This is a genomic window from Streptomyces sp. TBY4 (genome assembly GCF_024213195.1).
In the GTDB taxonomy this organism is placed as follows: Bacteria; Actinomycetota; Actinomycetes; order Streptomycetales; family Streptomycetaceae; genus Streptomyces.
The window spans coordinates 762,638-788,821 of record NZ_JANAVF010000002.1 but is presented as its reverse complement, the minus strand read 5'-3'; the positions used below and the strand labels follow the sequence as shown (position 1 = coordinate 788,821).

General features: G+C 73.4%; 18 protein-coding genes and 1 pseudogene. 13 read left to right on the top strand and 6 right to left on the bottom strand.

Going from position 1 to position 26,184, the window contains the following annotated elements:
* The first annotated feature begins 662 nt into the window (after nt 1–662).
* Nucleotides 663–2,678 (top strand): putative Ig domain-containing protein, encoded by a 2,016-nt coding sequence (locus tag NLX94_RS07745; protein ID WP_254381835.1) that lies wholly within the window; start codon nt 663–665, stop codon nt 2,676–2,678.
* Nucleotides 2,679–2,797: 119 nt separating this feature from the next.
* Here NLX94_RS07745 and NLX94_RS07740 read toward each other — a convergent pair whose 3' ends face one another.
* Nucleotides 2,798–4,126, bottom strand: coding sequence for a CoA transferase (locus tag NLX94_RS07740; protein WP_254381834.1), 1,329 nt, complete (start codon nt 4,124–4,126; stop codon nt 2,798–2,800).
* 207 nt (nt 4,127–4,333) lie between these two features.
* Here NLX94_RS07740 and NLX94_RS07735 point away from each other — a divergent pair, with 207 nt between their 5' ends.
* Nucleotides 4,334–5,272 (top strand): ion transporter, encoded by a 939-nt coding sequence (locus NLX94_RS07735; protein ID WP_254381833.1) that lies wholly within the window; start codon nt 4,334–4,336, stop codon nt 5,270–5,272.
* Between the two features lie 175 nt (nt 5,273–5,447).
* On the opposite strand, the gene NLX94_RS07730 is transcribed toward NLX94_RS07735, so the two are convergent.
* From NLX94_RS07730 to NLX94_RS07720, 3 genes are all read right to left on the bottom strand, one after another.
* Nucleotides 5,448–7,067: a carboxylesterase/lipase family protein gene (locus NLX94_RS07730; protein ID WP_254381832.1), complete on the bottom strand. Its 1,620-nt coding sequence runs from the start codon at nt 7,065–7,067 to the stop codon at nt 5,448–5,450.
* 105 nt (nt 7,068–7,172) lie between these two features.
* A complete protein-coding gene (gene surE, locus NLX94_RS07725) occupies nt 7,173–8,099 on the bottom strand; it encodes a 5'/3'-nucleotidase SurE (protein WP_254381831.1) in 927 nt (308 codons plus the stop codon).
* Between the two features lie 210 nt (nt 8,100–8,309).
* The gene (locus NLX94_RS07720) at nt 8,310–9,563 is read right to left on the bottom strand and encodes an MFS transporter (protein ID WP_254381830.1); all 1,254 of its coding nucleotides are present in this window, start codon (nt 9,561–9,563) and stop codon (nt 8,310–8,312) included.
* Nucleotides 9,564–10,250: 687 nt separating this feature from the next.
* Between NLX94_RS07720 and NLX94_RS07715 the strand changes: the two genes are divergently transcribed.
* Together NLX94_RS07715 and NLX94_RS07710 are read left to right on the top strand one after the other, a co-directional pair.
* Nucleotides 10,251–10,973: a phosphatase PAP2 family protein gene (locus NLX94_RS07715; RefSeq protein WP_254381829.1), complete on the top strand. Its 723-nt coding sequence runs from the start codon at nt 10,251–10,253 to the stop codon at nt 10,971–10,973.
* Between the two features lie 127 nt (nt 10,974–11,100).
* The gene (locus NLX94_RS07710) at nt 11,101–12,627 is read left to right on the top strand and encodes a carboxylesterase/lipase family protein (RefSeq protein ID WP_254381828.1); all 1,527 of its coding nucleotides are present in this window, start codon (nt 11,101–11,103) and stop codon (nt 12,625–12,627) included.
* A gap of 29 nt (nt 12,628–12,656) precedes the next feature.
* Here NLX94_RS07710 and NLX94_RS07705 read toward each other — a convergent pair whose 3' ends face one another.
* Nucleotides 12,657–13,082: a hypothetical protein gene (locus tag NLX94_RS07705; protein ID WP_254381827.1), complete on the bottom strand. Its 426-nt coding sequence runs from the start codon at nt 13,080–13,082 to the stop codon at nt 12,657–12,659.
* 315 nt (nt 13,083–13,397) lie between these two features.
* Between NLX94_RS07705 and NLX94_RS07700 the strand changes: the two genes are divergently transcribed.
* From NLX94_RS07700 to NLX94_RS07690, 3 genes are all read left to right on the top strand, one after another.
* Nucleotides 13,398–14,843 carry an FG-GAP-like repeat-containing protein gene (locus NLX94_RS07700; protein ID WP_254381826.1) on the top strand — a complete coding sequence of 482 codons (1,446 nt, stop codon included), beginning with the start codon at nt 13,398–13,400 and terminating at the stop codon, nt 14,841–14,843.
* 181 nt (nt 14,844–15,024) lie between these two features.
* Entirely contained in the window at nt 15,025–16,038 is a 1,014-nt protein-coding gene (locus tag NLX94_RS07695) for a LacI family DNA-binding transcriptional regulator (protein ID WP_254381825.1), read from the top strand.
* A gap of 214 nt (nt 16,039–16,252) precedes the next feature.
* On the top strand, nt 16,253–17,644 hold the full coding sequence (locus NLX94_RS07690; protein ID WP_254381824.1) for a hypothetical protein: 1,392 nt from the start codon (nt 16,253–16,255) through the stop codon (nt 17,642–17,644).
* Between the two features lie 97 nt (nt 17,645–17,741).
* Here NLX94_RS07690 and NLX94_RS07685 read toward each other — a convergent pair whose 3' ends face one another.
* A complete protein-coding gene (locus tag NLX94_RS07685; RefSeq protein WP_254381823.1) occupies nt 17,742–18,701 on the bottom strand; it encodes an alpha/beta hydrolase in 960 nt (319 codons plus the stop codon).
* A gap of 194 nt (nt 18,702–18,895) precedes the next feature.
* Here NLX94_RS07685 and NLX94_RS07680 point away from each other — a divergent pair, with 194 nt between their 5' ends.
* From NLX94_RS07680 to NLX94_RS07655, 6 genes and pseudogenes are all read left to right on the top strand, one after another.
* Nucleotides 18,896–19,390 carry an ATP-binding protein gene (locus NLX94_RS07680; RefSeq protein ID WP_254381822.1) on the top strand — a complete coding sequence of 165 codons (495 nt, stop codon included), beginning with the start codon at nt 18,896–18,898 and terminating at the stop codon, nt 19,388–19,390.
* A 123-nt stretch (nt 19,391–19,513) separates the two neighbouring features.
* Nucleotides 19,514–21,136 (top strand): annotated as a pseudogene (locus NLX94_RS07675) (AMP-binding protein); the annotation flags it as partial.
* A gap of 60 nt (nt 21,137–21,196) precedes the next feature.
* Nucleotides 21,197–21,673: a thioesterase family protein gene (locus tag NLX94_RS07670; protein ID WP_254381894.1), complete on the top strand. Its 477-nt coding sequence runs from the start codon at nt 21,197–21,199 to the stop codon at nt 21,671–21,673.
* Nucleotides 21,664–23,955 (top strand): FAD-dependent monooxygenase, encoded by a 2,292-nt coding sequence (locus tag NLX94_RS07665; protein WP_254381821.1) that lies wholly within the window; start codon nt 21,664–21,666, stop codon nt 23,953–23,955. Before NLX94_RS07670 ends, NLX94_RS07665 begins: the two co-directional genes overlap by 10 nt.
* Before the next feature lie 19 nt (nt 23,956–23,974).
* The gene (locus NLX94_RS07660) at nt 23,975–25,006 is read left to right on the top strand and encodes a carbon-nitrogen hydrolase family protein (RefSeq protein ID WP_254381820.1); all 1,032 of its coding nucleotides are present in this window, start codon (nt 23,975–23,977) and stop codon (nt 25,004–25,006) included.
* Nucleotides 25,003–26,115, top strand: a complete 1,113-nt coding sequence (locus tag NLX94_RS07655) for a cupin domain-containing protein (RefSeq protein WP_254381819.1) — start codon at nt 25,003–25,005, stop codon at nt 26,113–26,115. Before NLX94_RS07660 ends, NLX94_RS07655 begins: the two co-directional genes overlap by 4 nt.
* The last annotated feature ends 69 nt before the right edge of the window (nt 26,116–26,184 follow it).

Genomic DNA, 26,184 nt, shown 5'->3' with positions numbered 1-26,184 from the left:
GGATCAAGGGTTTCCCCTGATGCCAAGGGGTCCCGCTCCCGGCGATGGTGGTGCGGCGGCGGGCCGTCCCGGCTCCGGGTGCGGGGTGGCAGACCCGGAGCACCGCGTCCCTCCACGGGAGGACCAGGGACCCGACCCGGACGGCCCGCCGCCCCACCCCCGGACCCGGAACTCCGGGCCCGGAGCACGTACGGGCGCGGGGCGCGGGGATCCGTACGCGCGCATGGCGCCGCCTCCTGTACGCACACGCGACGCGAGGCTCCGTACGCGGGCGCGACGCGACCTCCGGTACCCGCACGAGACTCCGTACCCGCACGCGGCACGGGGCCCGTGCCCGCCCCCGGCCCCGGCCCGCGCGGGCCCCGGCCCCACCCCCGCTCCCTGCCCGCGCCGCGCGCGTAAGCCCTGATCCGGCCGCGCGGGCTGACAACACGGGGCGGAGCCAGTCGTGTTGGGGCTGTTCAGCCCGCGGCAGGCGACCCGCAAGGGATTCCTCCGATGCTCGCGGCGCCGGCCCGGGATCACTCTGTTGGCCACCCCGGAGTGCGCGGACGCGGCTCCCCGACATCGGTGCTCCGGGGGCTCGAAGGGTCCCGTCTCCCCCACGGGACGCGCATCCGAACCGGCTTCCCCTCCGGTCCGCCCCCCATGAAGGGATTTCCGTGCGAAGTCTTTCCAACAGGTCCAAGTGGGCCTCCGCCACGGCCGCTTCGGTCACGGCCGTCGTCGCGCTCAGCGGCCTCGGCGTCCTGCCCGCACACGCCACCGCCGCCACCGCCCCCGCGGCCCCGCAGGTCCTCGAGGCCATGCAGCGCGATCTCCACCTCTCCGCCGGGCAGGTCCGCGACCGGATCGCGGACGAGGCGGCGGCCGGCAAGGCGGCCACCGTCATCCGGGGCCGGGTCGGCGACCGGGTGGCGGGCCTGTGGTTCGACTCCTCCACGGGCCGCCTGAACGCGGCCGTCTCCAGCGCCGCGGACGCCGCCCTGGTGCGGGACGCGGGCGCCGTGGCCCGGCCGGTCCGCTACAGCCGGGCCGAACTGGCCGCCACCGCGCGGACCGTGACGCGGGACATCGGGTCCGGGATCGCGGGTGTGGTGTCGTGGGGTCCCGACGTCCGGAACAACCGGATCGACGTCACGGTGGACCGGACGGCGCGCAACGCCTCCACCGACGCCTTCGTGGCCCGGCTCGCCGCCCTGGGCGGCATCGTCCACGTCACGGAGACCGACGGCGGCCCGCGGCAGCAGGCCGACGTGACCGGTGGCGAGAAGTGGGTGCCCGGCAGCGAGAGCCCCTGCTCCATCGGGTTCGCCGCCACCCGGGTGACCGGCGGCGCCAAGACCTTCCTGACGGCCGGTCACTGCACCAACGACGTCAACCAGGCCGCCTACGGCAAGGACGGGACCCGTGTGGGCACGTCCAACAAGGACGGCAGGAGCAGCGTCAACGCCCGGGAGGGCGACATGGGCGTCGTCGACGTGGACCAGTCGGGGTGGAACCTCTCCCCGTACGTGGCGGGCGACGCGACCCACACCACCGTCCCCGTCACCGGCTCGGCCGATGCCGTGGTCGGCACCGCGATCTGCCGTTCCGGGCAGACCACGGGCATGCGGTGCGGCGAGGTCACCAAGGTCGACCAGAGCGTGGACTACGGCAACGTGGTCATCGACGGTCTGTCGTACTCCAACGCCTGTTCCGCGGGCGGCGATTCGGGCGGTGCGTACGTCACCGCGACCGGGGGCAAGGCCGTCGGCCTGCACTCCGGCGGCGGCAGCGCCACCTGCACCTCGGGCAGCGGTGAGAAGTTCACCATCTTCCAGCCCGTGGTCGAGGCCCTGTCCCGGTTCAACCTCGCCCTGGTCGTCACGGCCCCCCAGCCCGGAAACGTCACCGTCGCCGCGGTCTCGGCCCAGAACGGCGTCATCGGCGCCCGCATACCCGAGCTGAGGAACAGCGCCGAGGGCGGCACGGCCCCCTACACCTGGTCCGCTACGGGCCTGCCCGCCGGGCTGGCCATCGACTCCTCCACCGGGACCATCACGGGCACCCCCACCACGGCCGGAACCTCCAACGTGACCGTCACCGCCACCGACAACGCCGGCAAGACCGGTTCCGCCTCCTTCTCGTGGACGATCACGACTGCGGGTACGGCCCTGTCCGTGACCAACCCCGGCAGCCAGAGCTCCGCCGTCGGCGCCGCGGCGAGCCTCACCGTCAAGGCCGCGGGCGGCACCGCGCCCTACTCCTGGTCGGCCACCGGCCTCCCGGCGGGCCTGAGCATCGGCTCCTCCACCGGCACCGTCACGGGCACCGCCACCACCGCCGGCACCTCCAGCGTGACCGTCACGGCCACCGACAGCGCGGGCAAGAGCGCGTCCGCCACCTTCTCCTGGACCGTCACCACGGTCACGGGCACCAGCCCGGTCCTGACGAACCCGGGCAACCAGGTCGTCTACATCGGCAAGCCCGTCTCCCTCTCCCTCCAGACCACCGGCGGCACCAAGCCGTACGCCTTCAAGGCCACGGGTCTGCCGGCCGGCCTGAGCATCAACGCGGCCACGGGTGTCATCACCGGCTCGCCCACCACCTGGGGCTTCGGGAGCAGCACCCTCACGGTCACCGACGCCGCGGGCAAGTCCTCCTCGGTCAGCGTGACCTGGAACGTGTACTTCTAGTCCGACGGTTTGACAGTCCGACCCGTCCGACCCGTCCGACCCGTTCGATCGATCCGATCGGGTCGGCCCGTCCGAGCGGTTGCCGCCGCCCCCACACCCCGGGGGCGGCGGCACCAACGTCAGAGCCAGGCGGGCCGGTCCGTCCCCCAGCGGGAGGGGCCCCGGCTCCAGTCGGGGCCGCCGAGGGGCGAAGCCGCGTACCGCAGCGGCCCGTATCCCGATCCGGTCTCCCGCAGCCAAGGATCCGGGCTGTAGCCCGGTACGGGGGCGCCGGCCCCCGGCACCTCGCGGACCAGCCACGACGCCGTACCCGCCAGGGAGAACCGCAGGGCCTGTCCACCGCCCTCCGCGAGGGCCCGTAGGACTCCGGCCGCCACCAGGTACCCCGTGCCGTGGTCCAGCGCCTGCGCCGGAAGCACCCCGGGGGCGGTTCCGTCCCCGCAGGCCGCGGAGATCCCGTACCCCGCCTGTACGAGCGAGTCGAAGCCCCGGCGTCCCGCCCAGGGGCCCTGCCGGCCCCATGCGCACAGCTCGGCGACCACCAGTCCCGGCCGCCGCGCCAGCAGTTCCTCCGCGCCCAGCCCGTACTGCGAGAGCGCTCCCGGCCGGTAGCCCGTGACCACCACGTCCGCACCGGCCAGCAGGCCGTCGAGCACCTCCCGGTCCTCCGCCGCCGCCAGGTCCAGGACGGCGGAGCGCTTCCCGAAACCGGTGTCCGCGTAGGCGTCGTCCGACTCCGGGAGCCCCGGGGAGTCGATCCGCAGCACGTCCGCACCGAGCAGTCCGAGCGTCCTGGTGGCCACCGGACCGGCGATGACCCGGGTCAGGTCGAGCACCCGCACCCCCTCCAGCGGTGCTCCCGTCCCCGCGGCGACCGGCCCGAGGGGCCGCCCGCGCACGCCCGAGCAGGTTCGCTCCACGAGGGGTTGCGGCGCGCCGAACCCCTCCGTCAGCACGGCCACCGCCAGCCCGCCGGCCGCGTAGACCTCCTCCTGGACGTCCACCGCCCGCCGCCGGGCGATCGCCGCGGCCACGCCCTCCCGGGTTCCGGTCCCCAGGACGCGCGCCAAGGCGGCTTCGTGGTGCGGATAGTTGGCGTGCGTCCGCACCCACCCGTCGGCGGCCCGCCAGAAGCCGGACAGCGGCGCGAAGGTCACGGGCGCCCGGCCGTCGATCAGCAGGTGGCGCTCGCTGACGAACGCCGTGGCCACGGCCCCTTCGTCGACCAGCAGCGGAGCCACGTCTTCCGCGCCGCCCCCCGCCCGTACGGCGGCCAGCTCGGCGGCAGCCAGCGCGCACACCCCGACCGTGGCCCGCGCGAGTTCCCGTACGGGCAGCGGCCCGTCCCCCAGCCCGCTGGGCCCCTGGTAGCCGACCCGCCCGGCCAGTTCCCCGGGGCCGCCCAGCGCGGCCCATGCCTGTCCTGTCCCACCGTCACCACTCGTCATGCACCCATCCTGCCCGCCGCCCCGCGACCGGCTACAGGCGGGCCGGGTCCCCGATCGGGCGATGTAGCGCTCCAGGGCGTCTCGAATTCCCCCGTAGGGCGTTACACGACCCGGAACATGAACATCGCCTCGGCTGCCTCGTCTTCCGTCGCGGCGCAGCCGGCGCGTGCGGGCCGGGGCGGTCGGTGGCACGTACGAGGGAGCACGATGACCGACCAGACCGCGGTGGACACCTGGCGCGGACGGCTTGCCGCACACTGCCGTGACGTGTGCGAGGCGCCCGCGTTCTCGCTCACCGTTTTCTCGGTGATCCTCTTCAACGCCGCACTGCTGGGGGCCGAGACCTACAGCGGGCTCGCCGCCGAGTACAGCGGCCTCCTCGCGGCCACCGAGCGCTTTTGCGTGATCGCCTTCACCCTGGAGATGCTGATCCGCCTGGGCGCGCACGCCGACCGGCCGAAAGCTTTCTTCCGGGATCCCTGGAACGTCTTCGACCTGCTGGTCGTCTCCTCGGCCTTCATCCCCTTCCTCCGCGAGAACACCACGCTGCTGCGGCTGCTGCGACTGGCCCGGGTCCTGCGGACGGCCCGGTTCATGCCGCAGCTGCGGATCCTCCTGGTCGCGGTGGGGCGCAGCCTGCCCGGCACCGTCAGCTTCCTGTTCGTGGGCGCCCTGATCGTCTACGTGTACGCGATGATCGGCTGGATCTGCTTCGCCGAGCACGACCCGCAGCACTACGGGTCCATCGGCCGGGCCGGGCTGACGCTGTTCCTGCTGATGACGCTCGAGGGACTCGGGGACGCCGTGTACGCGGGGCTGGCCATCTCCCCGCTGAGCATCCTCTTCTACGCCTCCTACGTGCTCTTCGGCTCCTTCGTGCTGGTGAACGTCCTGATCGGTGTCGTCCTCAACGCCCTCGAGGAGGCGCGGGAGATGGAGGACGAGGCGGAGAGGGAGGAGAAGCGCTCCCTGCTCCTGGCGAAGCAGTCGCCGCCGGACGCGGCCGACGAGCTCCTGCTGCGGATCGCCGCGGTGCGCAGCGCGCTCGACGACATGGAGGCCCAACTCGACACCGTGCAGGCCACGTCGGGAGTGCCGGCCGCGGCCTCCGCACCGCCCGCCCACGCCTCGGCGGGCGCCCGCTAGGCCGTCTCTTTCGGACCTTGCCGAGTATCGGCGGACATGGATGCGGTGAACCGCCGGACGCCCCTGGGGACGGCGCCCTCGGGGCATCCGGCGGCTTGGCGGCACCCCCCGGGCCGCCGCCTGTTCGGTGGTCACCGGATCATCCCTCCGGCGGACCACCGGGTCTCGTATCCCGTCAGAGCGGCCGGGAGGGCTGGTCGCGCCAGAAGCCGCATTGGTGCTCGGCCTCGAACGCTCCGCCGATCCGGTCGCCCGTGGGCGCCAGGGTCAGCACCGTGCCGCCCGGACCGGTCGCGGGCCAGGGGGTCTGCCCCGCCACGGCGGGAACCCCGTGGCGGGCGAAGGCACCCCAGTAACGCTTCATCCGCGTCGCCAGGGCCACTTGGACCGAGGTCAGGGGCCGCTCGCCCATGGTGAAGTCGTGCAGGTAGGCGAGCTCGGCGCTGTGCGCGTTCGACTCGTCCAGGCCGGGCACCTGCGCGCCCGCCAGGGTCGGCGAGTCGGGGTCGTCGAACTCATAGGAGAAGGTGGGCACTTGGCGGGCGAACAGTTGCGCCGTCCGTGCGGTCTCGCAGGCGAACGTCGCATCGGTCATGAGCGCCGACAGCGCCAGGTACGGGGATCCGTGCGCCGCGACCGGGTAGCGGGCGAGGACCTCCGGCCCGGCGGCGCCGTAGCCGGCCAGGACCTGGGCCTCGTACTGCGCGGCCGTCAGTCCGGGCTGGGTCAGTGCGACGAAGAGGCGCGCCTCGGAGCGGGTGCTCCCGATCAGGACCGGGACCTTGTTCCAGGAACCGGCCGAGATCGCGGCGGCCGGATCCCTCGGGAGCAGCCCGTCGCCCGATGCCGGACCCGAAGTGGCGTGCGTACGGGCCGCGTCCACCAGCGACGGTCCCGAAGCGGCACGCAGGCACGCCACGACCCCGGCCGGATCGGGGCAGCCCGCACGCGCGGCGAAGGCCCGCGCCTCGGACTCGGCCCGCGCCCCGTCGGGGGTGCGCAGCAGCGTGCACGGCCCGCTCTGCAGCACGGCCCGGTGGAAGAGCCCGGCCGCCGCCGGGGCGGCCAGCAGTCCGCACACCGAACCGCTGCCCGCGGACTGGCCGGAGACCGTGACGTTGCCCGGGTCCCCGCCGAAGGCCGCGATGTTCTCGCGCGTCCAGCGCAGCGCCTGGATCTGGTCCATGAGCCCGAAGGAGCCGGAGCGCAGTGCGTTCTCCCGGCCCAGTTCGGGCAGGCCTAGATAACCCAGCTGGCCGAGGCGGTAGTTGATGCTGATCACGAGGGAGCCGGTCAGCTCCGCCATCGTGCGTCCGCCGAACTGGGTGCCGGTGCCCTGGCTGTACGCGCCCCCGTGGATCCAGAGGATCACCGGCAGCCGAGCTCCCGCGCGGGCCCGGCCGGGCCGGTACACGTCCAGGTAGAGGCAGTCCTCGCTGACGGCCGAGGGGTCGCTCAGCCCGAACGGCGAGAACTGCAGGCAGGCGGGTGCCTGTTCGACGGCCTCGCGCACCCCGTTCCAGCGCCGGGGCGCCTGCGGGGCGCGCAGCCGGTTCTCCCCGACCGGGGCGGCGGCGTAGGGCACGCCGAGGAACTCCTGCGCCCCGCCGCCGTGCGCGCGGCCGCGCAGGGCGCCCTGGGCGACGGGGACCACGGGGCGTGCCGCCGGGCCGCGGGGGGCGCCGTCGGGGAAGCCGCCGACGGCGGCTGCAGAGGCGGAGGCCGCCGGGAGCGCGGCGGCGATCAGCGCGGCGAGGCCGAGCAGCGTGCCGAGTAAGGGTCTTGGTCGTGACATCCGTACTCCTGGGTTGGGGACGATCCGGGGGCGGGGAGGGCTGGTGCGGGGCGCGGTGGTGCGGGACGCCCGCCCCGCCCCCGGAGAACCGGCTGGTGCGGAGACCTACGGGCGGAGCCCGGCGAGCAGGGCCGCGGTGACGGCGTAGTCGGCCGTTCCGGTGTTCCAGTCGGCGTTCATCGGGCTGACGGCGATCTTCCCCGCGCCCAGGGCTTCCACGTCGCTGCCCCGGGCCGGCGTCTTGAGGTCCAGCGTCACGCCGACCTTCCAGGTGCCGTCGCCTGCGTCGGTGTAGTCGGCCTTCAGCAGCGCCTGCGCGTCCTGGAAGGTGGTGGCCACCCCGGCCGGGGTGCCCTTCCCGTCGGCTCCGATGACGGGGTGGTTGACGTTCAGGCCGACACCCTTGGGCAGCAGCGGGCCGGAGCGGGCCCGGGCGCGCAGCCGGTCGATCAGCTTGACGGCGAAGTCGAGCGTCGGGCCCATCGCGTTGACCGTGGTCACGGGGTCGGGTACCGCGAGGCCGCCGGTGCTCAGGGCGATCGAGGGAATACCGGCGTCCAGTCCGGCGATGGCGCCGCCGACCGTGCCGGAGTGATTGGTGATCGCCGCCAGGTTCGGACCGAAGTTGGTGCCCGAGACGACGAGGTCGGGCGCTCGTCCTTCGAACACCTCGGAGAGCCCGAAGCTCACCGAGTCGCCGGGGGTTCCGTCGACCGCCCACACCTTCGGCTCGGGGTGTCGTACCGCGACGGACGTGACGTTGGACGTCTTCGTGCCGGCGCCGCTCTGGTTGGTGAGCGGGGCCACGATGGTGACGTCGTGCCCGGCGGCGGTCAGCCGCGCGAAGGCCAGGCGGATGCCGGGGGCGTTGTAGCCGTCGTCGTTGGTGAGCAGGATCCGCAGCGGGCCCGCGGGCACGGGTGCGGGCGCCGGCCCGGCCTGCGGCACGGCCGCGGCGGCGGGCACCGTACCGGCCAGGGCCGGTGCGCAGAGCAGCAGGGCGGCCAACGGCAGAACTCGCTTGCGTTGCACGGAACGCTCCTTGGGAGAAGAAGTGGAGAAGGGGAACAGGGACCTGAGGGTGGGGTGGGGTGGGGTGGGGCCCGGGGGGGGGGGGGGGGCGGGCTCGCGACCCTCGGCACGAGCCCGCCCGCCGGAGTGCGGACCGGGCCGCCGCCCGGGAGGGGCGGCCCGGCGGTCGAAGGGAACCCGGAGTGCGCGGACTTCGGGCTCCGGAGGGGGTCAGCGCACGCTGCGGATGGGGAGGATGGCGAGTGCGCCGATCAGCGAGAGCGCGCCGCCGACCAGGAACAGCGGGGTGTACCCGCCCAGGGTGGTCACCACGGCGGAGGCGACGAACGGGGCGATGATCTGGGGCCCGGCGTTCGCGATGTTCAGTACGCCCATGTCGCGGGCGGCGTCCTCGGCCCGGGGCAGCACCAGGGTGACGAGGGCGGTGTCGACGGCCATGAAGCATCCGAAGGCCAGGCCGTTCAGGGCACTGAAGACGATCATGCCCGTCCAGGTCGGGCTGACGACGGGGACCACCATGACCAGCCCGGCGAGGGCCGCCGAGACCCCGACGAACACCTTGCGGCGGTCCCAGCGGTCGGAGAGCAGTCCGCCGACGATGGTGGAGACGGCCATCGCGACCATCGACACGGGGGTGAGGACCGCCATCGCTGCGGGCGGGGTCAGCCCCGCGGGGAGCGCGATGTGGTCGCCCAGGATGTAGAGCTGGTAGCCGACCACCGAGAAGTACCCGAGGACCATCAGGGCGCGCCCGATGAAGGCCCACCGGAAGTCGTGGTGGCCGAGCGAGGAGAGGAAGGCCTTGATCTGGCCCCCCTTGGGGGCCGCGGGCGCGTCCGGGACGGGCTCGGAGCGCGGTACGTCGCGGCAGAGGGTGGTGAGCAGCAGCGCGGCGGCGGCGATGACCCCGCCGAAGACGAGGTAGCCGGTGCGCAGGTGCTCCGCGGTCTGGGAGGCGATCAGTACGCCGACCGTGCCGCCGATGGGCAGGCCCAGCCCCACCAGCGCGGACGCGGTACCGCGCCGGGCGGCGGGCACCCGGTCGGGCACGATCGCGGTGACGGCGGCCTGGTAGACGTTCATCGTCGCCTGGACCAGGCACCAGCCGATCCCGACGAGCAGTGCGGTGGTGACGCTGCCGAGGAGGGCGAGCCCCGCGAGCGAGCCGAGCGCTCCGCCCAGGACCCAGGGGTTGCGGCGGCCGCTGCGGTCGGAGAGGGCGCCGGCGATCGGGTTGAACGCGGTGGCGAAGATCGCGCTGATGCCGCCGATCAGGCCCAGGACGGCCACCTTGTCGTCGCCTGCGACGGCGGCGATCTGGGTGGGCAGGAGGACGGAGCCCACGCCCATGTAGACGGCCATCATCGCGGAGTTGGCGACCAGGAGGAGGAGCATGAGCCCGCGTCCGCGGGAGGGTTCGGGATCCGCCGGGGCGGGCGGGTCGATGATCTCGTTCGTAGCCATGACGACTCCTCGGGGGACGGAGCGGGGAGGTGGCGTGGGGGGACCGCCGTTGCGGTGCGCGGGGAGGGGACGGAGACGCCGAGGGTGCTGTCGTGCACGAGGGCGTCGCCGGAGAAGTGCCGCACCGAGGGTGATGCGGCTGACGCGGGGCGCTTGCTCGGCGCGGTGCGTGCAGTGCAGAGCAGTGCCTGCGGTGCGGGTGGCGGACACGATGTTGTTACACGTGTCACTTCAGGTGCTGGACACTGTGTAGCACCCGTTCCCCGGTCTAGCCAAGGGTTGGCGCAGGGCTTCGTACAGATCGTGACCCGTACTCCAAGGCCAGTTCGATCACGTGTAACCAATCGAATGCAGCCTCCGGGCGGGTCCGGCGCGGCCGAGAACCCTCTTGCCCTTGTGGCGGCGGTCACGCTTCCGCAATACTCCGTGCCGCACCGCGACGGCCCCGCCGCCGCCCGCCCCGGCCGAGCCCGCCCACCCCTGCGGCCCCGCCGTCGTGCCGACCTGCCCGGACCCACTCACCCGACCCGGTGCGCGGTGCCCCCGTCCCCCGGCGCGCAGTTTCCGCCCGCCCCTCGGGCCCCAGGCGCGCCCGCTTCCGTTCCGCCCGTCCCCGCGCTTCGCGCTCGTCCGCCCGCCTCCCCACGCACCCCCACCGCGGAGGAGGCGGCCGCGAAAGGTTTCGCCATGTCCCGCTTCCCCGGTCACGCCGTCACCCCGCCCCCGATCCCCACCCGGCCGCCCCGGCGCCCCGTACCCGCGGCTCCACCCCGTCACGCCCTCGCCTGGGGCGCGGCGCTGACCCTGCTGTCCGTACTGATGGGACTGCTCCTGCGCCTGGACGAACAGCCCTTCTTCCAGGGCTTCGACGACGCGTGGGACGCCTCACTGACTGGTTCGCCCGCCGACAGCGCCAGCGGGTTCGCCACCGTGCTCGACCGGCTGGGCGGACCGCTCGGCACGGTCCTGCCGCTGCTGCTGATCGGCTGCCTGTCGATGTACGGGCGCTGGCGGTCGGCGCTCTTCGTGTTCACCGCGGCCATCGTGGCCAACCTGCTCCTGGTGCTGCCGCTCAAGCAGCTCGCCGACCGACCGCGGCCGCCGCACACCTGGGTCCTGGTCAACGACGGCTCGTACCCCTCCGGCCAGGTCTTCAGCGCGGTGGCCCTGGTGATCGCGGCCGCGGTGGTGCTGTTCCCGCCGGGCGGGCGACGCTGGTGGTGGCTGTTCGGCGCGGCCTACACCGGCGCCATGATGTGGAGCCGCACCTGGCAGCACGCCCAGTGGCTGAGCGACACCTTCGCCGGCGCCCTGGCCGCCACGGGGGCCTGCCTGCTCCTGTGGCGGGCGTTCGCACCGCTGCTGAAGACGGAGGCGGAACGGATGGCGGCCGACACCCTCTGGCTGTGAGGGAGGGTTATCGCGGAACATTGACTGTCGCCAATTTATCGCCATACCCTCAGCAGGTCGGCGCGCGCCCGGCGCGCAGCCCAGGAAGGATCGACTCATGCCAGTGCCCCCAGGACCCGATCAGCCCGTGGCACACGTACACGCACCCCCGGGCTCGCTCCGCGGGACGTTCGAGGACGGGCTCGCCGTCTTCCGGGCCGTGCCCTACGCGGCACCCCCGGTCGGCGAGCAGCGCTGGCGGCCCGCCCGGCCGCACCCGGGCTGGACCGGCACCCGGGACGCGACCGCGGACGGCCCCAGCGCCCCGCAGATGCACCTGGAGGGCGGCGACCCCGTCCTCGGCGGGCACGGCTCGCCGCCCTTCGACGAGGACTGCCTGACCCTCGACATCTGGACGCCCGCGGCCGACGACGCCCGGCGACCCGTGCTGGTCTGGATCCACGGCGGCGGCTTCGTCTCCGGCTCCGGGTCGCTTCCGAACTACTCCGGCGCGACCTTCTCCCGCGACGGCGACCTGGTCGTCGTCAGCATCAACTACCGCATAGGTGCGCTCGGTTACCTCTACACCGGCTCCGAGGACGAGCCGAAGGGATCCGGCGCCAACCACTGGCTGACCGACCAGCTCACCGCCCTGCGCTGGGTACGGGACAACATCGCCGCCTTCGGTGGCGACCCGGACTCGATCACCGTCGCGGGCCAGTCGGGGGGCGCGGTGTCCACCGCTGCCCTTGCCGGACTGCCGGAATCCCAGGGCCTGATCCGCCGGGTGATCCTGATGAGCCCGCCCTTCGGACTGGACCTCCCCACGCCCGAAGCCTCCCTGGAGCGCACCGCCGCCTTCATGGAGCTCGCCGGGGTCAAGACTCTGGCCGAGCTGCGCGCCCTCCCGTGGCCGGCACTGATCGGCGCCACCGGTGGGCTCTTCGGCCGGACGACACGCTGGGGCTACTGGCCGACGCCCTTCCTGCCCGTGATCGACGGCGTGACCTTGCCCCGGCACCCCGCCGAGTCCCTGCTGCACGGGGCCGCGGCCGGCATCGAGGTGATGATCGGCTGGACCCGGGAGGAGGCCAACTTCGGCTTCGCCCTGAACGAGGCGTACGCCACGGCCGACCCGGACCGGGTGACCGCCCGGATCGCGGACACCTTCGGCCCCGAAGCCGCCCCCGGCGTGTACGCGGCGTACGAGCGTGCCCGGCCGGGGGCCGGACCGGCGGACGTCCTGATGGACCTCATCACCGACGAGCTCTTCCGGGTCCCCGCTCTCAGGCTCGCCGAAGCACGGGCCCAGACGGAACACCCCGTGTGGGCCTACCAGTTCGACCTCCCCGCCGTCGCCTACGACGGCCGGCTCGGGGCCGCGCACTGCCTCGAACTGCCCTTCGCCTTCGCCAACTTCGACCAGTGGGCCCACGCCCCCCTGACGGCAGGGCTGAACCCCGCCGTCCGCGACGGCCTCGCCCGCACCATGCACGAGGCCTGGATCGCCTTCGCCCGCACCGGCGACCCGAACCACCCCGGCATGCCGAGGTGGAACCCGTACGAGAAGGGCACCCGCACGACGATGCGCTTCGACTCCGTGGTCACCGCGCTCGACGACCTCGCAGGCGACTCCTTGCGCCTGCACGAGCGAACCGCCGACCGGCCGGCCTGAACCCCGCCCCTGCTCCCGGACTCACCCGATCAAGGGCAGGAGGTCGTGGACTGGCCCCGGATGTACGCCGTCCCGTAGTCCTCCACCTTCACGTACACCGGTGTGGAGCTTCCGCGCCGGTCATAGCGCATGTGCCACTTCTTCCCCGGTGCGTGCAGCTCGACCAGGTAACACCAGCCCGCGTCCACCCGGAACGCGTCCCAGTCGCCGCCCCGATCGTCGCTCCTCCCGGGAGTGCGCTCGCCGTTGCTCAGCCACTCCGTGTAGGACAGCGACACGCATCCCGTGGACGAGGTACCGGTGGTGCCCGAGTCGCACGTCCAGTCCCGCACCGCGGTTGCCGAGATGCCGGAGTAGTTGTAGGTGATCGAGCACCCGGCCAGCGAACAGTCCCCGGCAGCCGCGTGCGCGGGCGCGGAGGCCAGTGCGGCGAGTCCCGCCGTCGCCAGCCCCACCGCAACTGCACGAGCCGCACTCCGCCTGAATCGCTCCAGCATGTCCACGCCCCCTTGACCACAGGTGGACAAACGCCCCGAGCAGACGTTGCCGGGGGCGAGGTCGAGGTCGAGGTCGAGTATCCCGGGCCGGTCCGGACGAAGGGAAGGCTCCGTACGGGACGCCGATCGTGAAGCGCTCCGCACCGGCCGCAGGGCCGGACGCGGCGCCCGCCCTCCCCAGGAGCGGGGCCGACCTCCGTCTCCACCGGACGCGGATGATTTGATCACCGGTGGGAGGGACTGTTCATCTTGTTCACCACCAGGGGGGAAACCTTGCGCACGCGCTCCACCATGACCTTCGCCGTCACCGGCATAACGGCTCTCGCCGCCATCGGCCTGACGCCGACCACCGCCGGCGCCGCCACCAACGCGGCCAAGCCGCGGGCCCAAGCCGACTTCAACGGCGACGGCTACCCCGACCTCCTCATCACCGCCCCGACCACGGAAGTACGCGGCAAGGCAAATGCGGGCGCGCTGGCCCTCCTCTACGGATCCGCCGAAGGGTTCCGCAACGACCGCGCCGTCGTGCTCGACCCCTCCGGCCCCCACGTGCCGCCCCTCAAGGAAATGTGGGACTCCCACGGGAAGGATCACGGGGACCTGGACCGGGACGGCTACGACGACCTGATCAGCGGCACGAACGTGTACTTCGGCGGAAAGGAACCCGGCTTCACCGGATCGGCCGTCCTCAACCCGGGCTCGGTCCTCAGCCCCCGCACCAGGGTCCGGGACCTCAAGATCGGTGACCTCAACGGCGACGGCAAGCCCGACGCCGTGGTGGCCGTCGACAACTCCGTCCCCGGCTCGGAACCCACGAAGACCGGCATCGTGGCCATGTTCGGCCCCTTCGACCGCACCGGGAAGCCCGCCTACAAGGGCACGTTCCGTGACACCCTCGCCAAGGACGGGTTCCGGCCCCGAGGACTCGCCATCGCGGACATGACCGGCGACGGCCGCTCCGACATCGTGGTCAGAGACTTTCACTACCCCGACGGTCCCATCGCCACGCTGCTGACCACCTCGCCCACCGGAGCACTGCTGCCCACCGGGAGCAAATTCGCCACCGGAGACGGTCCCTTCGAGTTCGGCGACATCAACAAGGACGGATACCTCGACCTGGTCAGCGGCGACCCGCAAGCCTACTCGGGCCCCGGATCGCCTGAGGGCGAGGTCCACGTCACGTACGGCGGCCCCAAGGGCGTGCACGAAACCCTCAAGCCGCAGGTCCTCGTCCAGGGCAAGGACGGCATCCCCGGTGCGGACGAGAGTTTCGACGCCTGGGGCCGCACGGTGACCGTCGGCGACACCAACGGCGACGGCTACGCCGATATCGTCATCGGCGCACCGACGGAAGACGGCGCCACCGACGCACAGAAGGACACCGGAGCGATCACCGTCCTGCGCGGCGGCCCGACCGGCATCACGGGCACCGGGGCCAAGGCCCTGACCCAGAACTCCACCGGCATCCCGAACACCGCCGAGCGAGAAGACCACTTCGGCAGCGACGTCGCCCTGATCGACAGTGACAAGAACGGCCGTCCCGAGCTGTACGTGGGCGGATACGGCGAGGACGCCTACACCGGACGGGCCTGGAAACTCCCCATCAGCGCCACCGGCGTCATCGGCGGCACCGGCTCGACCGACTTCGGCCTGTCCGACCTCACCACGCGACCGGAGGACTACAAGTCCCTCCGCTTCGGCGCGGTGCTGTACCACTGACGGACTCCCGCGCCACTCCCCCGCCGGTCGGCACGATCACGCCGACCGGCGGTTCCACGCGAGGCCGGTCCTCCTCCGGAGCCCTCCGCCCATCCGGGCGGGCCCCCGCTCCCTTGATCTAACTCGTGTAACCTTCGAAGGGAAGGCATCGAGCCGATCAAAAGGAGCGTCGATCGACGTCATGGCCAAAGAGACTCCTGTGCCGGTACCGGCGTCCCCGACCAGCGCCGACGTGGCCCGTCTCGCCGGGGTGTCCCGCGCCACGGTCTCCTTCGTCCTCAACGACACCCAGGGGCACCGCGTCGGCGAGGCCGCCCGCGCGCGCGTCCTCGACGCCGCCCGGCAGCTCGGCTACGTACCGCACGCCGCGGCCCGGTCCCTGCGGGCCGGCCGCAGCAACCTCGTCCTGATGCCCTCGTCGATCTCCGCGGTCGGCCGCCTCGTCAGCGACTGGGTCGACGACCTGCACAGCGAGCTGGACCGGCACGGCTACACCGCGGTCCTGCACGCCGGGCGCTTCACCGATCCCCTCGACGCCGCCCGCGCCTGGGCGGAACTGCGTCCGGCGGCCGTCATCGCCCTCGACGGCGACCGCCTCACCGCGCAGGCCGCCGAGCTGCTGCGGCGCGCCGGAGTGCGGGGGCTGCTCGCCTTCGCCGCCCGCCCCGTACCGGGCGTGCACACCATCGGCTTCGACCACGCCCTGATCGGCGCCACCGCCGCCGAGCACCTGATCGCCCGCGGCCGGACCCGTATCGGCGTGGTCATGCCCCAGGAACGCGGCCTCGGCCTGTTCGCCGCGCCCCGGCTCGCCGGCGCCGAATCCGTCGCCGCCCGCCACATGGCGACCGTGACCCCGGTGGAGCTCTCGTACACCCGGGAGTCCGCGATCGCGCTGGCCAGGCGCTGGCGGAGCCTCGGGCTGGACTCCGTGTTCGCGTACAACGACGAGTACGCCGCCCTGCTCCTCCATGCGCTGCGGGCCGAAGGGATCTCCGTACCGCGGGACGTGGCGGTCGTGGGCTCCGACGACCTGGTCCTCTCCGCGCTCCAGGAACCGCCGCTGACCTCGATCCGCCTGGACCTGGCCTCGCCGGCCATGGTCGCCGACGCCGTGCACGAGCTGATCGAGACCGGCACCACGGCGCCCGTGCCCGACATAGAGGCGGTCCTGGTCCAGCGCGAGACCTCCTGAGGGCCGGGCCTGGCCCTCCGTCGCGAGCACGCCTTCGGGCCCTTGGCCCGTTCGCACGCGTTCGTGCTCCGTACGGGCTGTCCGCCCGCCTGTCCGGACCAAGCCGGGGAGCCTGCGGCGCTCGCGCGTGGTCGGCTGGGCTCGGCCGGTCGCGGTCCCGTGACGGCCGGCCCCGCAGCGCAGCTCAGCGCAGCCCAGAAGGAGGAGTCCTCCGATGTCTCGTCGTCGGCACGTCCCGGCCGTCCTCGGTCTCGTGGCAGGTGCGTTGGTGGCGGTCCCCGCCCCGGCCGCCCACGCCGCCCCCGTGCAGGTTCCCTGCTCGGTTCCCGATCTCGTCGCGGCGATCAACGCCGCGAACGGCTCGCCCGGACCGGACACCCTCCACCTCGCGCGCTCGTGCACGTACAAGCTGACGGCGCCCGACCCCGTGAACCCGGGCAACGGGCTGCCGGTGATCACCAGCAAGATCACCATCGACGGGCGCGGGGCCACGATCAAGCGGGACGAGCGCGGCCACAAGGTCCCGAAGTTCCGCATCCTCCTCGTCGGCCCGGCGGGCGACCTCACGCTCACCCGCACGACGATCAGCGGCGGCTTCGCCACGGACTGCCCCGCCTTCCCCGACCCGCCGGGCCTGGCCTGCGGCGGCGGCATCTCCAACCTCGGCAGGATGACGGTGACCCGCAGCAAGTTCACCGGCAATACGTCCCAGTCCGACGTGTTCGCCCAGGGCGGCGGCATCGACAACCCCGGCACCGGCAGCATCAGCGAGACCGAGGTGACCGGGAACCACGTCGTCTACAGCGGCACCGACCTCGGCAGCGGGGCCGCGGGTGGCGCCATCGCCAACGACGGTCCGCTCACGGTCACCGATTCCCGGCTGACCGGGAACACCGCGACCGTCACCGCCGACACCCAGAGCTTCGCCTTCGGGGCGGGCATCATCAGCTTCGCCGAGACCACCGTCGAGAACACGGTCATCAACAAGAACCGCGCCTTCGCCCGGGGCGGTTTCGCGCGCGCCGCCGTCTCCAACGGCGTCCTTGAGCCGGGCACGATGAAAATCACCGGGGGCTCCATCTCGGACAACACCTCGGACGCGCCGAACGGCACCGCGCAGGGCGGCGGCCTCGCCACCAACGCCCTGATGACCGTGAGCGGGGTGAAGATCAGCGGAAACCGGGCCGTCGCGGAGAACGGCACGGCGCGCGGGGGCGGCGTCCGGCTGGGCCCCTTCGGCACCCTGGAGCTGACCGACAGCCAGATCACCGCCAACACCGCCGAGGCGCCGGGCGGCACGGCGCAGGGCGGCGGCATCGACAACCCCGACGGCGGCAGCCTGAAGGCCGAGCGCAACAAGGTCCTGCGCAACACGGCCACCGCGAAGGGCGGCACGGCGCAGGGCGGCGGCCTCTACCACGCCGGGGGACCGGAGGGGCTGGGCACCACGACGCTGAAGAACAACACCGTCACCCACAACCGGGCGGGTGACGGCGGCGGCATCTTCAAGGCCTCCGGCGTCCTCACGCTGAACGGCGACGAGGTCCGCGCCAACCGGCCGAACAACTGCAGCCCGGTCGGCACGGTCCCCGGCTGCACCGGCTGACGGTCCCCCGGGACCCCGGCGCCCGGGCCCGTCTCCGGTTCCCCCCTCCGCCGTTCAGTGGCGGAGGGGGGAACCGGCACGTGCGGTGGCGGCAACCTCAGACACCCAGGTGGCGGGCGAGGAAGGCCACGCTGTCGGCGACGATGCGGCCGATGTCGGGCGAGCCGAGGAAGATGTGGTCGGCGCCTTCCACCGGGGTCAGGACCGCCTCGCCCCCGGCCTTCTCGAGGGCCGCGGCGAGCTCCTCGCTCTGGCTGTACGGGACCAGCCCGTCCAGGGTTCCGTGGATCAGGAGGAACGGCGGCGGGTCGGAGCCCTCGACGGCGTACGTGACCGGGCTCGCGGCCCGTGCCAGGTCGGGCCGCTCGGCGACGGACGCGCCGAGGAGGGCTTCGTACGGGTCGGGGAGCTCGGCTCCGCCGGGCAGCGGCGGGAACGCCGGCATGGGGTGCGCGGAGAGGGTGACCAGGTCGGAGACCCCGTACCAGTCGACGACGGCCCGTACGGCGGTGTCGCCGGCGCCCACTCCCTGTGCGCCCTCCAGGGCCGCCGCGTCCGGGGTGTCCGCGCCGACGACCCCGGCGAGGGCCGCCAGGTGACCGCCGGCGGACTCGCCCCAGACGCCGATCCGGTCCGGGTCCAGGCCCAGGTCGGCGGCGAACCGGCGGACGTAGCGGATCGCGGCCTTCACGTCGTGCAGCTGGGCCGGGAAGGGGGCCTCCAGGCTGTGCCGGTAGTCGATCGAGACGAGGGCGAGCCCGGCCCCCAGCACCGACCCGTGCAGCAGCTCGACGGGCACGGTCGGCGGCGGATAGCGCCGGTCGCCGTCCAGCCAGCCGCCGCCGTGGATCCACACCACCACGGGGAAGGGGCCCTCACCCGCGGGTACGTGGACGTCGAGCAGCCGGGGGCGGTAGCCGGGGGAGGTCGCGTAGGTGATCCCCTCGAAGCGGCGGACTCCGTCCGCGTCCACCACGGCGGACACGGGGGTCCGGAACGGCGGCGGCGGCCAGGTCATGTCCGCCGGATCGATCGCGGCGGGGGGCGATTGGGTCATTGCGGCCCTTCCAATCTGGTACGTATGTCCGAAATGCTTGCGCGAGCCGGCGAGCAGGTCTAGCGTGTTACACGTGTAATCACGACTCTAGCGACGCGTTTCCGCAGACCACAAGAGCACGGGCAGTCCCAGTTCCCCGGCAGTTACACGAGCCGCCGCGCGAATGTCGTCGCCTTCCCCTCCGGGAGCACGTCATGCTCATCTCCACGCCCCCCGCCTCCACGCCCTCCCCGTCCGCCCGCTCCGCCACCCGGCCCGCCGCCACCCCGGCCGCCTCCCGGGCCCGCGGCTTCGGACGCTGGGCCGCGGAGCCCACCGCGGCGACCGTCCCCCTGATCCGCTCCCGCGTCCGGTCCGTGCTCGACGGCTGGGAGGTCTCCGCCGAGATCGCGGACGTCCTCCTGCTGGCCGTGAGCGAGCTGGTCGGCAACGTCGTCCTGCACGCCGCCGACGCGGGCCGCCTGCGCGTCGGGATCTCCCTGCGCGGCGGATGGCTCCAGCTGGAGGTCACCGACGGATCCCCCGCGCTGCCCCGGCTCCCGCACCAGCGGGCCGAGGCGGACCCGGACGCCGAGGACGGGCGCGGCCTGCTGATCGTGCACCTGATGGCCGCCGGGGCCGGGGGCCGGCTCAGCGTCGGGGTGGACGAGTTCGGCAAGTCCGTACGCGTCCGCGTGCCGGCCGCCTGACGCACCGGCCGGGCCGCGGGGGGGGCGATCGCCTCGTGAAATATGGCGGGGAATTGACGAGCGCCAATTTATCGAGATACTTGCCCCATCTCCCCCGCTGCTCCCTGAACGAGGTGCCGCCCCATGGAGCTCTCCCCTTCGGCACACGCCGACACTTTCTGCCGCGACCGACTTCCGCCGTTCGATCTCTGGCCCGAACTCCACTTCGATCTACCGGAGTTGAACTACCCGGACCGGCTCAACTGCGCCCGCAGCCTCCTCGACGACGCCGTCGAGCGCTGGGGGCCCGACCGCCCTTGCCTGCTGACCACCGACGAGCGCTGGACGTACGGCGAACTGCAGCAGCGCGCCGACCAGGTCGCCCAGGTGCTCACCGAGGACCTGGGCCTCGTCCCCGGGAACCGCGTGCTGCTGCGCGGCCCGAACAACCCCTGGCTCGTCGCCGCCTGGTTCGGCGTGCTCAAGGCCGGCGGCGTGGCCGTCACCACGGTGCCGCTGCTGCGGGCCGCCGAGCTGGCCGCGCTGTGCGAGATCAGCCGCCCCGCCGTCGCCCTGTGCGACCACCGCTACCTCGGCGAACTCGAAGCGGCCGCCATGGAGGACTCCGCCGAGAACCCCGCCCCGCGACTGGTCGCCTACGGCGGATCCGGCGAGGACGACCTCACCGTCCGCTGCTCGGCCAAGGCCGGGGTCTTCACCGCCGTGGACACCGCCGCGGACGACGTGGCCCTGATCGCCTTCACCTCGGGCACCACCGGCCGCCCCAAAGCGACCCTGCACTTCCACCGGGACGTGCTCGCCAACGCCGACACCTTCTCCCGGCACGTCCTGCGGCCGCAGTCCGACGACGTGTTCACCGGCACCCCGCCGCTCGCGTTCACCTTCGGCCTCGGCGGGCTGGTGGTCTTCCCCCTGCGGGTCGGGGCCGCCACCCTGCTCGTCGAGGCCGCGACGCCAGGGCAGTTGGCCGACCTCGTCGCCGAGCACGGGGTGACTGTCCTGTTCACCGCGCCCACCGCCTACCGGGCGATCCTGGCCGCGGGTGCGGCCGACCGGCTGGCCGGACTGCGCCGCTGCGTCTCGGCGGGCGAACCCCTGCCCGCCGCCGTGTGGGAGGAGTTCCGCGCCGCGACCGGGCTGCGCATCATCGACGGCATCGGCGCCACCGAGATGCTCCACGTGTTCATCTCCGCCGCCGACGAGGACATCCGCCCCGGCTCCACGGGCCGGCCCGTCCCCGGCTACCGGGCCGCCGTGGTCGACGCGAACGGGGATCCCGTTCCCGACGGGCAGCCGGGGCTCCTGGCCGTCACCGGGCCCACCGGCTGCCGGTACCTGGACGACCCGCGCCAGTCCACGTACGTCCGGGACGGCTGGAACATCACGGGCGACACCTACGTCCGCGACGCCGAGGGCTACTTCTGGTACGTGGCCCGCAGCGACGACATGATCGTCTCCTCGGGCTACAACATCGCGGGGCCCGAGGTCGAGAAGGCGCTCGCCGACCACCCGTACGTGACGGACTGCGGTGTCGTCGGGGTCCCCGACGAACGGCGCGGCATGCTCGTCAAGGCGTACGTGGTGCTGCGCGCGGGCGTCCCGGCCGGCCCGGCGACCGTCCGCGAGCTCCAGGAGCACGTCAAGGCGGCCATCGCCCCGTTCAAGTACCCGCGTGCGGTGGAGTTCGTCGCCGAGCTCCCCCGGACGGAGACCGGCAAGCTCCGGCGCGGCGAACTCCGCGCCCGTGGACGGGAGTCGGACCACACCGCCCCCGCACCGGACGACGGCGGGTGTCCCGAGGCGCAGGTGCCGGACCTGCCCAGCGTCGTCGTCGAGCGCCGGGTCGAGTGGACCGACACCGACGCCGCGGGCCACTACCACCACTCCACCGTGATCCGCTGGGTCGAGGCGGCCGAGGCCGTGCTGCTGCGCCGCCTGGGCCTGTCGCACCTCTTCGGCAGCACGCCCCGGGTCCACTTCGAGGCCGACTACCGGGCCCGTCTCTGGTTCGGCGAGGCCGTGCGGACCGAGCTGCGGGTCACCAAGGTCGGCGCGAGCTCCCTCCACTACGCCTTCACCGTCCGCGGCGAGCCGGGCCCGAACGGAGCAGGCGGCCCGCACGGCACCGAGGCCGCCACCGGCCGCATGGTCATCGCCCATTCGGCCGCCCGCGCGACCGGGACCACCCCCTGGCCCGCCGAGGTCCGCGAGGTCCTCACGAAGGCCGGCCGGCAGGCCCCCGAACTGATCGAGAACCACCGAGGAGGCGCCCCGTGCGCATAGCAGTCATCGGAGGCGGGCCGGGCGGCCTGTACTTCGCCGCCCTGGCCAAGCAGATCTCCCCGCACTGGGAGGTGACCGTCTGGGAACGCAACGCCCCCGACGACACCTTCGGCTTCGGGGTGGTCTTCTCCGACGAGACCCTCGACGGAATCGCCCAGGCGGACCCCTTCGTGCACGCCGCGATGTCGGCGGAGTTCGCCCGCTGGAGCGACATCGACGTCCGCCACCGCGGCCGGACCCTCACCTCCGGCGGGCACGGTTTCGCCGCGCTGGGCCGGCGCCGGCTGCTGCAGATCCTCCAGGAGCGGTGCGCCGCCCTGGAGGTGGACGTCCGCTACCGCACGCAGGCCCCGCCGCCGGAGCAACTGGCCGCCGCATACGACCTGGTGGTCGCCTGCGACGGCGTGCGCTCGGCCACCCGGGCGGCCTACGCCGGCACCTTCGGCACCGATCTCGACGAACGCGCGGGCCGGTACATGTGGCTGGGCACCGACAAGGTCTTCGAGGCGTTCACCTTCATCGTCGAGGAGCGGGACTTCGGCACCCTCCAGGTGCACGCGTACCCGTACGACGACACCCGCTCCACCTTCATCGTGGAGATGGACGAGGACACCTGGCGACGCGGCGGCTTCGCCGGGTCCGCCGGCCAGGACCCGGCCCCGGGCGCCAGCGACGAGGAGGGGATCCGCCGCTGCGAGGAGATCCTCGCAGCGCACCTGGACGGCCACCGGCTCATCCCCAACAACTCCAAGTGGCTGCGCTTCACCACCGTGCGCAACCGCACCTGGCGGCACGGCAACACCGTGCTGCTCGGGGACGCCGCGCACACGGCCCACTTCTCCATCGGCTCCGGCACCAAGCTCGCCATGGAGGACGCCCTCGCGCTCGCCGCGTGCCTGCACGAACACCCGGACGTGGAGGGCGCGCTGGCCGCCTACGAGGAGGAGCGCAGGCCGGTCGTGGAGTCCACGCAGCGGGCCGCGCAGGCCAGCCTGGAGTGGTTCGAGCACATCGACCGGTACACCGGCCAGGATCCGCACCAGTTCGCCTTCAACCTGCTGACCCGCAGCCGCCGGGTCACCTACGACAACCTGCGGGTGCGCGACGAGGAGTTCACCAACGCCGTCAACACCTCGGCGCCGGTCCCGCCCATGTTCCGGCCCTTCCGGCTCGGCGGCCTGCACCTGCGCAACCGGATCGTGGTACCGCCCATGGCCCTGTCCACCGCCGTCGACGGAGTCCCGGGCGACTTCGACCTCGTCCACCTGGGCACGCACTCCCTCGGCGGCGCGGCCCTGGTCATCGCGGGTATGACGGCGGTCAGCGCCGACGGCCGGCCGGACGCGGGCTGCCCGGGCCTGTGGACCGACGAGCAGGAGGCCGCCTGGCGCCGGATCACCGACTTCGCGCACGGCCAGTCCGACACCTGCCTGGGCATCCAGCTCACCCACGCCGGGCGGCGGGCCGCCGGGGGGCCGCTGCTGGCCGCCTCCCCGCTGCCCTGGGAGGAGAACGGCCAGGTCCCCCGCGAGGCGGGCCGCGCCGATATGGACCTGGTCGTACGGGACTTCGTGCGCGCGGCCGAACGCGCCGACCGGGCCGGCTTCGGCGTCCTGGAACTCCAGTACGGGCACGGCCATCTGATGTCGGGGTTCCTCTCCCCGCTGACCAACCGGCGCACCGACGAGTACGGCGGGCCGGTGGCGAACCGGCTGCGCTTCCCCCTCGAAGTGCTGGGCGCCGTACGGGCGGTGTGGCCGGCCGGGAAGGCGCTCCTGGTCCGCATCTCGGCCGCGGACTGGGCCGAGGGCGGCCTCGACGCGGCGGACGCCGTGCACATCGCGCGCGCCCTGGCGGCGGCGGGGGCCGACGCCCTCGACGTGTCGACCGGGGAGGTCGTCGCCCACGAGCGGCCGCCCTTCGGCCGCAGCTACCAGACCCCGTACGCCGACCTGATCCGCAACACCACCGGGGTGGCGACCATCGCCGTCGGCGCGATCTCCACCTACGACGACGTGAACTCGGTGATCCTGGCGGGCCGCGCCGACCTGTGCGCGGTGGGCCGCGCCCAGCTCCACGACCCGCTGTGGACCCTGCACGCGGCCGCGGCCCAGGGGTACCGCGGGCCGGCCGCACCCTGGGCCCGGTCCTGGCGGGCGGGCAGCGCCCGGCCGCCGGCGGCGCGCACCGACCGGGTGCCTCCCCGCCTCGAACTGCTGCGGCGGCCCGCCGCACCGGTGCACCAGCGATGGCTGCCGCGCGTCGCCGCACCGGCCCTCTGAACGGAACGGCCGAGATCCCATGCAGACCCACTCCCCGAACCGCTCCCCGAACGACCTGCCCCGCTTCACCGCGGCCGCCGTCCAGGCCGCTCCCGTCTACCTCGATCCCGCCGCCACCGTCGACAAGGCCGTCGCCCTGATCGCGGAGGCCGCCGGGAAGGGCGCCGAACTCGTCGTCTTCCCCGAGGCGTTCGTGCCCGGCTACCCGTACTGGAACTGGACGATGAACCCGGTCCAGGGCTCGCCCTGGTTCGAGCGCCTGCAGCGCGCCTCCATCGACGTCCCCGGCCCGCACGTGGACACCCTGCGCGCGGCGGCCCGCCAGTACGGGGTCGTGCTGGTCATAGGCGTCAACGAGCGCGCCCCGCACAGCCTGGGCGTGCTCTACAACACGCTGCTGACCATCGGCCCCGACGGCGAACTGCTCGGCGTGCACCGCAAGCTGGTGCCCACCTGGGCGGAGAAGCTCACCTGGACCGGCGGCGACGGCAGTTCCCTGCGCGTCCACCAGAGCCCCGTCGGTCCGATCGGGGCGCTCGCCTGCGGGGAGAACACCAACACCCTGGCCCGTTTCGCGCTCCTGGCCCAGGGCGAACTCGTGCACGCCGCCTGCTACATCGCGCTGCCCGTGGCGCCGGCGGACTACGACATGGCCGAGGCCATCGCGGTGCGGACCGCGGCCCACAGCTTCGAGGGCAAGGTCTTCTCGGTCGTCGCCTGTTCCACCGTCTCCCCCGAGATCGTCGACGCCGTCGCCGGTGAGGACGAGGCGGTCCGGGCCCTGTTCGCCCGACCGCGCAGCGCCCTGTCGGGCATCTTCGGGCCCGACGGCCGCCCGGTCACGGAGCCGCTCGTCGACACCGAGGGCATCGTCTACGGCGAGATCGACCTGAACCGGTGCATCCAGCCCAAGCAGATGCACGACATCACCGGGCACTACAACCGCTTCGACGTCTTCCGGCTCGAAGTGGACAACCGGCCGCGCACACCCGTCAGTTTCACCGTCCCGCACGCCCCGCACCCCACCGCCGCTCCCGAGGAGGACGCATGACCACCGACCAGGACGACACCGCACTCGGCCGCGCCCGGGTGTCCGACACCCCCGAACTCACCGCCTACTACGGCGAGCTCGAAGCCCTGGAGGCCGGGGCGCTGTGGACGGTGGCCAATGACATCGAGCCCTGGTACCCGCAGCCCAAGTCCGTTCCGGTGCTGTGGCGTTACGAGGAGCTGCGGCCCCTCGTCCACAAGGCCCTCGGCCTCGTCCGGGCCGACGACGCGGGCCGCCGGGTCGTGATGCTGGTCAACCCCGGCCGCCGGGACGTCAGCGCCGCCGCCGGACTCCTCTACACCGGCCTGCAGATCATGGGTCCCGGCGAGGCCATGACCGCCCACCGCCACCAGGCCGCGGCGCTGCGCTTCGTGCACGAGGGCACCGGGGCCTGGACCATCGTGGACGGCCAGAAGCTGAAGGTCGGCCCGCGCGACTTCGCCATCACCCCGAACGGCACCTGGCACGAGCACGGCAACGACTCCTCCGACGCCCCGGTGATCTGGCAGGACGGCCTCGACATCCCGCTGGTCAACGCCCTGGACGCCGGGTTCTACGAGGTGCACCCCGAGCTGTACCAGCAGCCCGGGAAGGTGGTGAACTCCTCGGTCCTGACCTACGCCGCGCACCTGCTCCCGTACGGCTCCGAGAAGTGGACCCGCCCGTACTCCCCGCTGCTGGCCTACCCCTGGGAGCAGACCTACGAGGCCCTGCTCGGCCTGGCCTCGGCCACCGACGGGTCCCCGTACGACGGGGTCATCGCGGAGTACACCAACCCGGTGACCGGTGGCTCCGTGATGCCCACCATGAGCGCCCACATGCAGCTGCTGCGCCCGGGCCAGGCCACTCTGGCCCACCGCCACACCGGGTCGGTGATCTACACGGCGGCCAAGGGCCGCGGGGTGTCGGTGATCGCCGGGCAGCGCTTCGAGTGGAAGCAGGGCGACGTGTTCTGCGTCCCGTCCTGGGCCTGGCACGAGCACCGCAACCTCGACCCGTCCGAGGACGCCTGCCTGTTCTCCTTCAACGATTTCCCCGTCATGCGGTCGCTCGGCTTCCACCGCGAAGAGGCGTACCCCGACAACGGCGGGCACCAGCCCGCCTCCTGAGCCGCGCCGCCGCACCGGACCGCCGGCCCTGACACCGGTCCCAGTGCGGCGGCGCACCCCGCGCCCCCC

What these genes read in the sequence shown, in the direction of transcription:
- NLX94_RS07690 (WP_254381824.1), top strand. Translation starts at nt 16,253, where the DNA reads ATGTCTCGTCGTCGGCACGTCCCGGCCGTCCTCGGTCTCGTGGCAGGT.
- NLX94_RS07685 (WP_254381823.1), bottom strand. Translation starts at nt 18,701, where the DNA reads ATGACCCAATCGCCCCCCGCCGCGATCGATCCGGCGGACATGACCTGG.
- NLX94_RS07680 (WP_254381822.1), top strand. Translation starts at nt 18,896, where the DNA reads ATGCTCATCTCCACGCCCCCCGCCTCCACGCCCTCCCCGTCCGCCCGC.
- NLX94_RS07735 (WP_254381833.1), top strand. Translation starts at nt 4,334, where the DNA reads ATGACCGACCAGACCGCGGTGGACACCTGGCGCGGACGGCTTGCCGCA.
- NLX94_RS07740 (WP_254381834.1), bottom strand. Translation starts at nt 4,126, where the DNA reads ATGACGAGTGGTGACGGTGGGACAGGACAGGCATGGGCCGCGCTGGGC.
- NLX94_RS07655 (WP_254381819.1), top strand. Translation starts at nt 25,003, where the DNA reads ATGACCACCGACCAGGACGACACCGCACTCGGCCGCGCCCGGGTGTCC.
- NLX94_RS07720 (WP_254381830.1), bottom strand. Translation starts at nt 9,563, where the DNA reads ATGGCTACGAACGAGATCATCGACCCGCCCGCCCCGGCGGATCCCGAA.
- NLX94_RS07695 (WP_254381825.1), top strand. Translation starts at nt 15,025, where the DNA reads ATGGCCAAAGAGACTCCTGTGCCGGTACCGGCGTCCCCGACCAGCGCC.
- NLX94_RS07730 (WP_254381832.1), bottom strand. Translation starts at nt 7,067, where the DNA reads ATGTCACGACCAAGACCCTTACTCGGCACGCTGCTCGGCCTCGCCGCG.
- NLX94_RS07715 (WP_254381829.1), top strand. Translation starts at nt 10,251, where the DNA reads ATGTCCCGCTTCCCCGGTCACGCCGTCACCCCGCCCCCGATCCCCACC.
- NLX94_RS07660 (WP_254381820.1), top strand. Translation starts at nt 23,975, where the DNA reads ATGCAGACCCACTCCCCGAACCGCTCCCCGAACGACCTGCCCCGCTTC.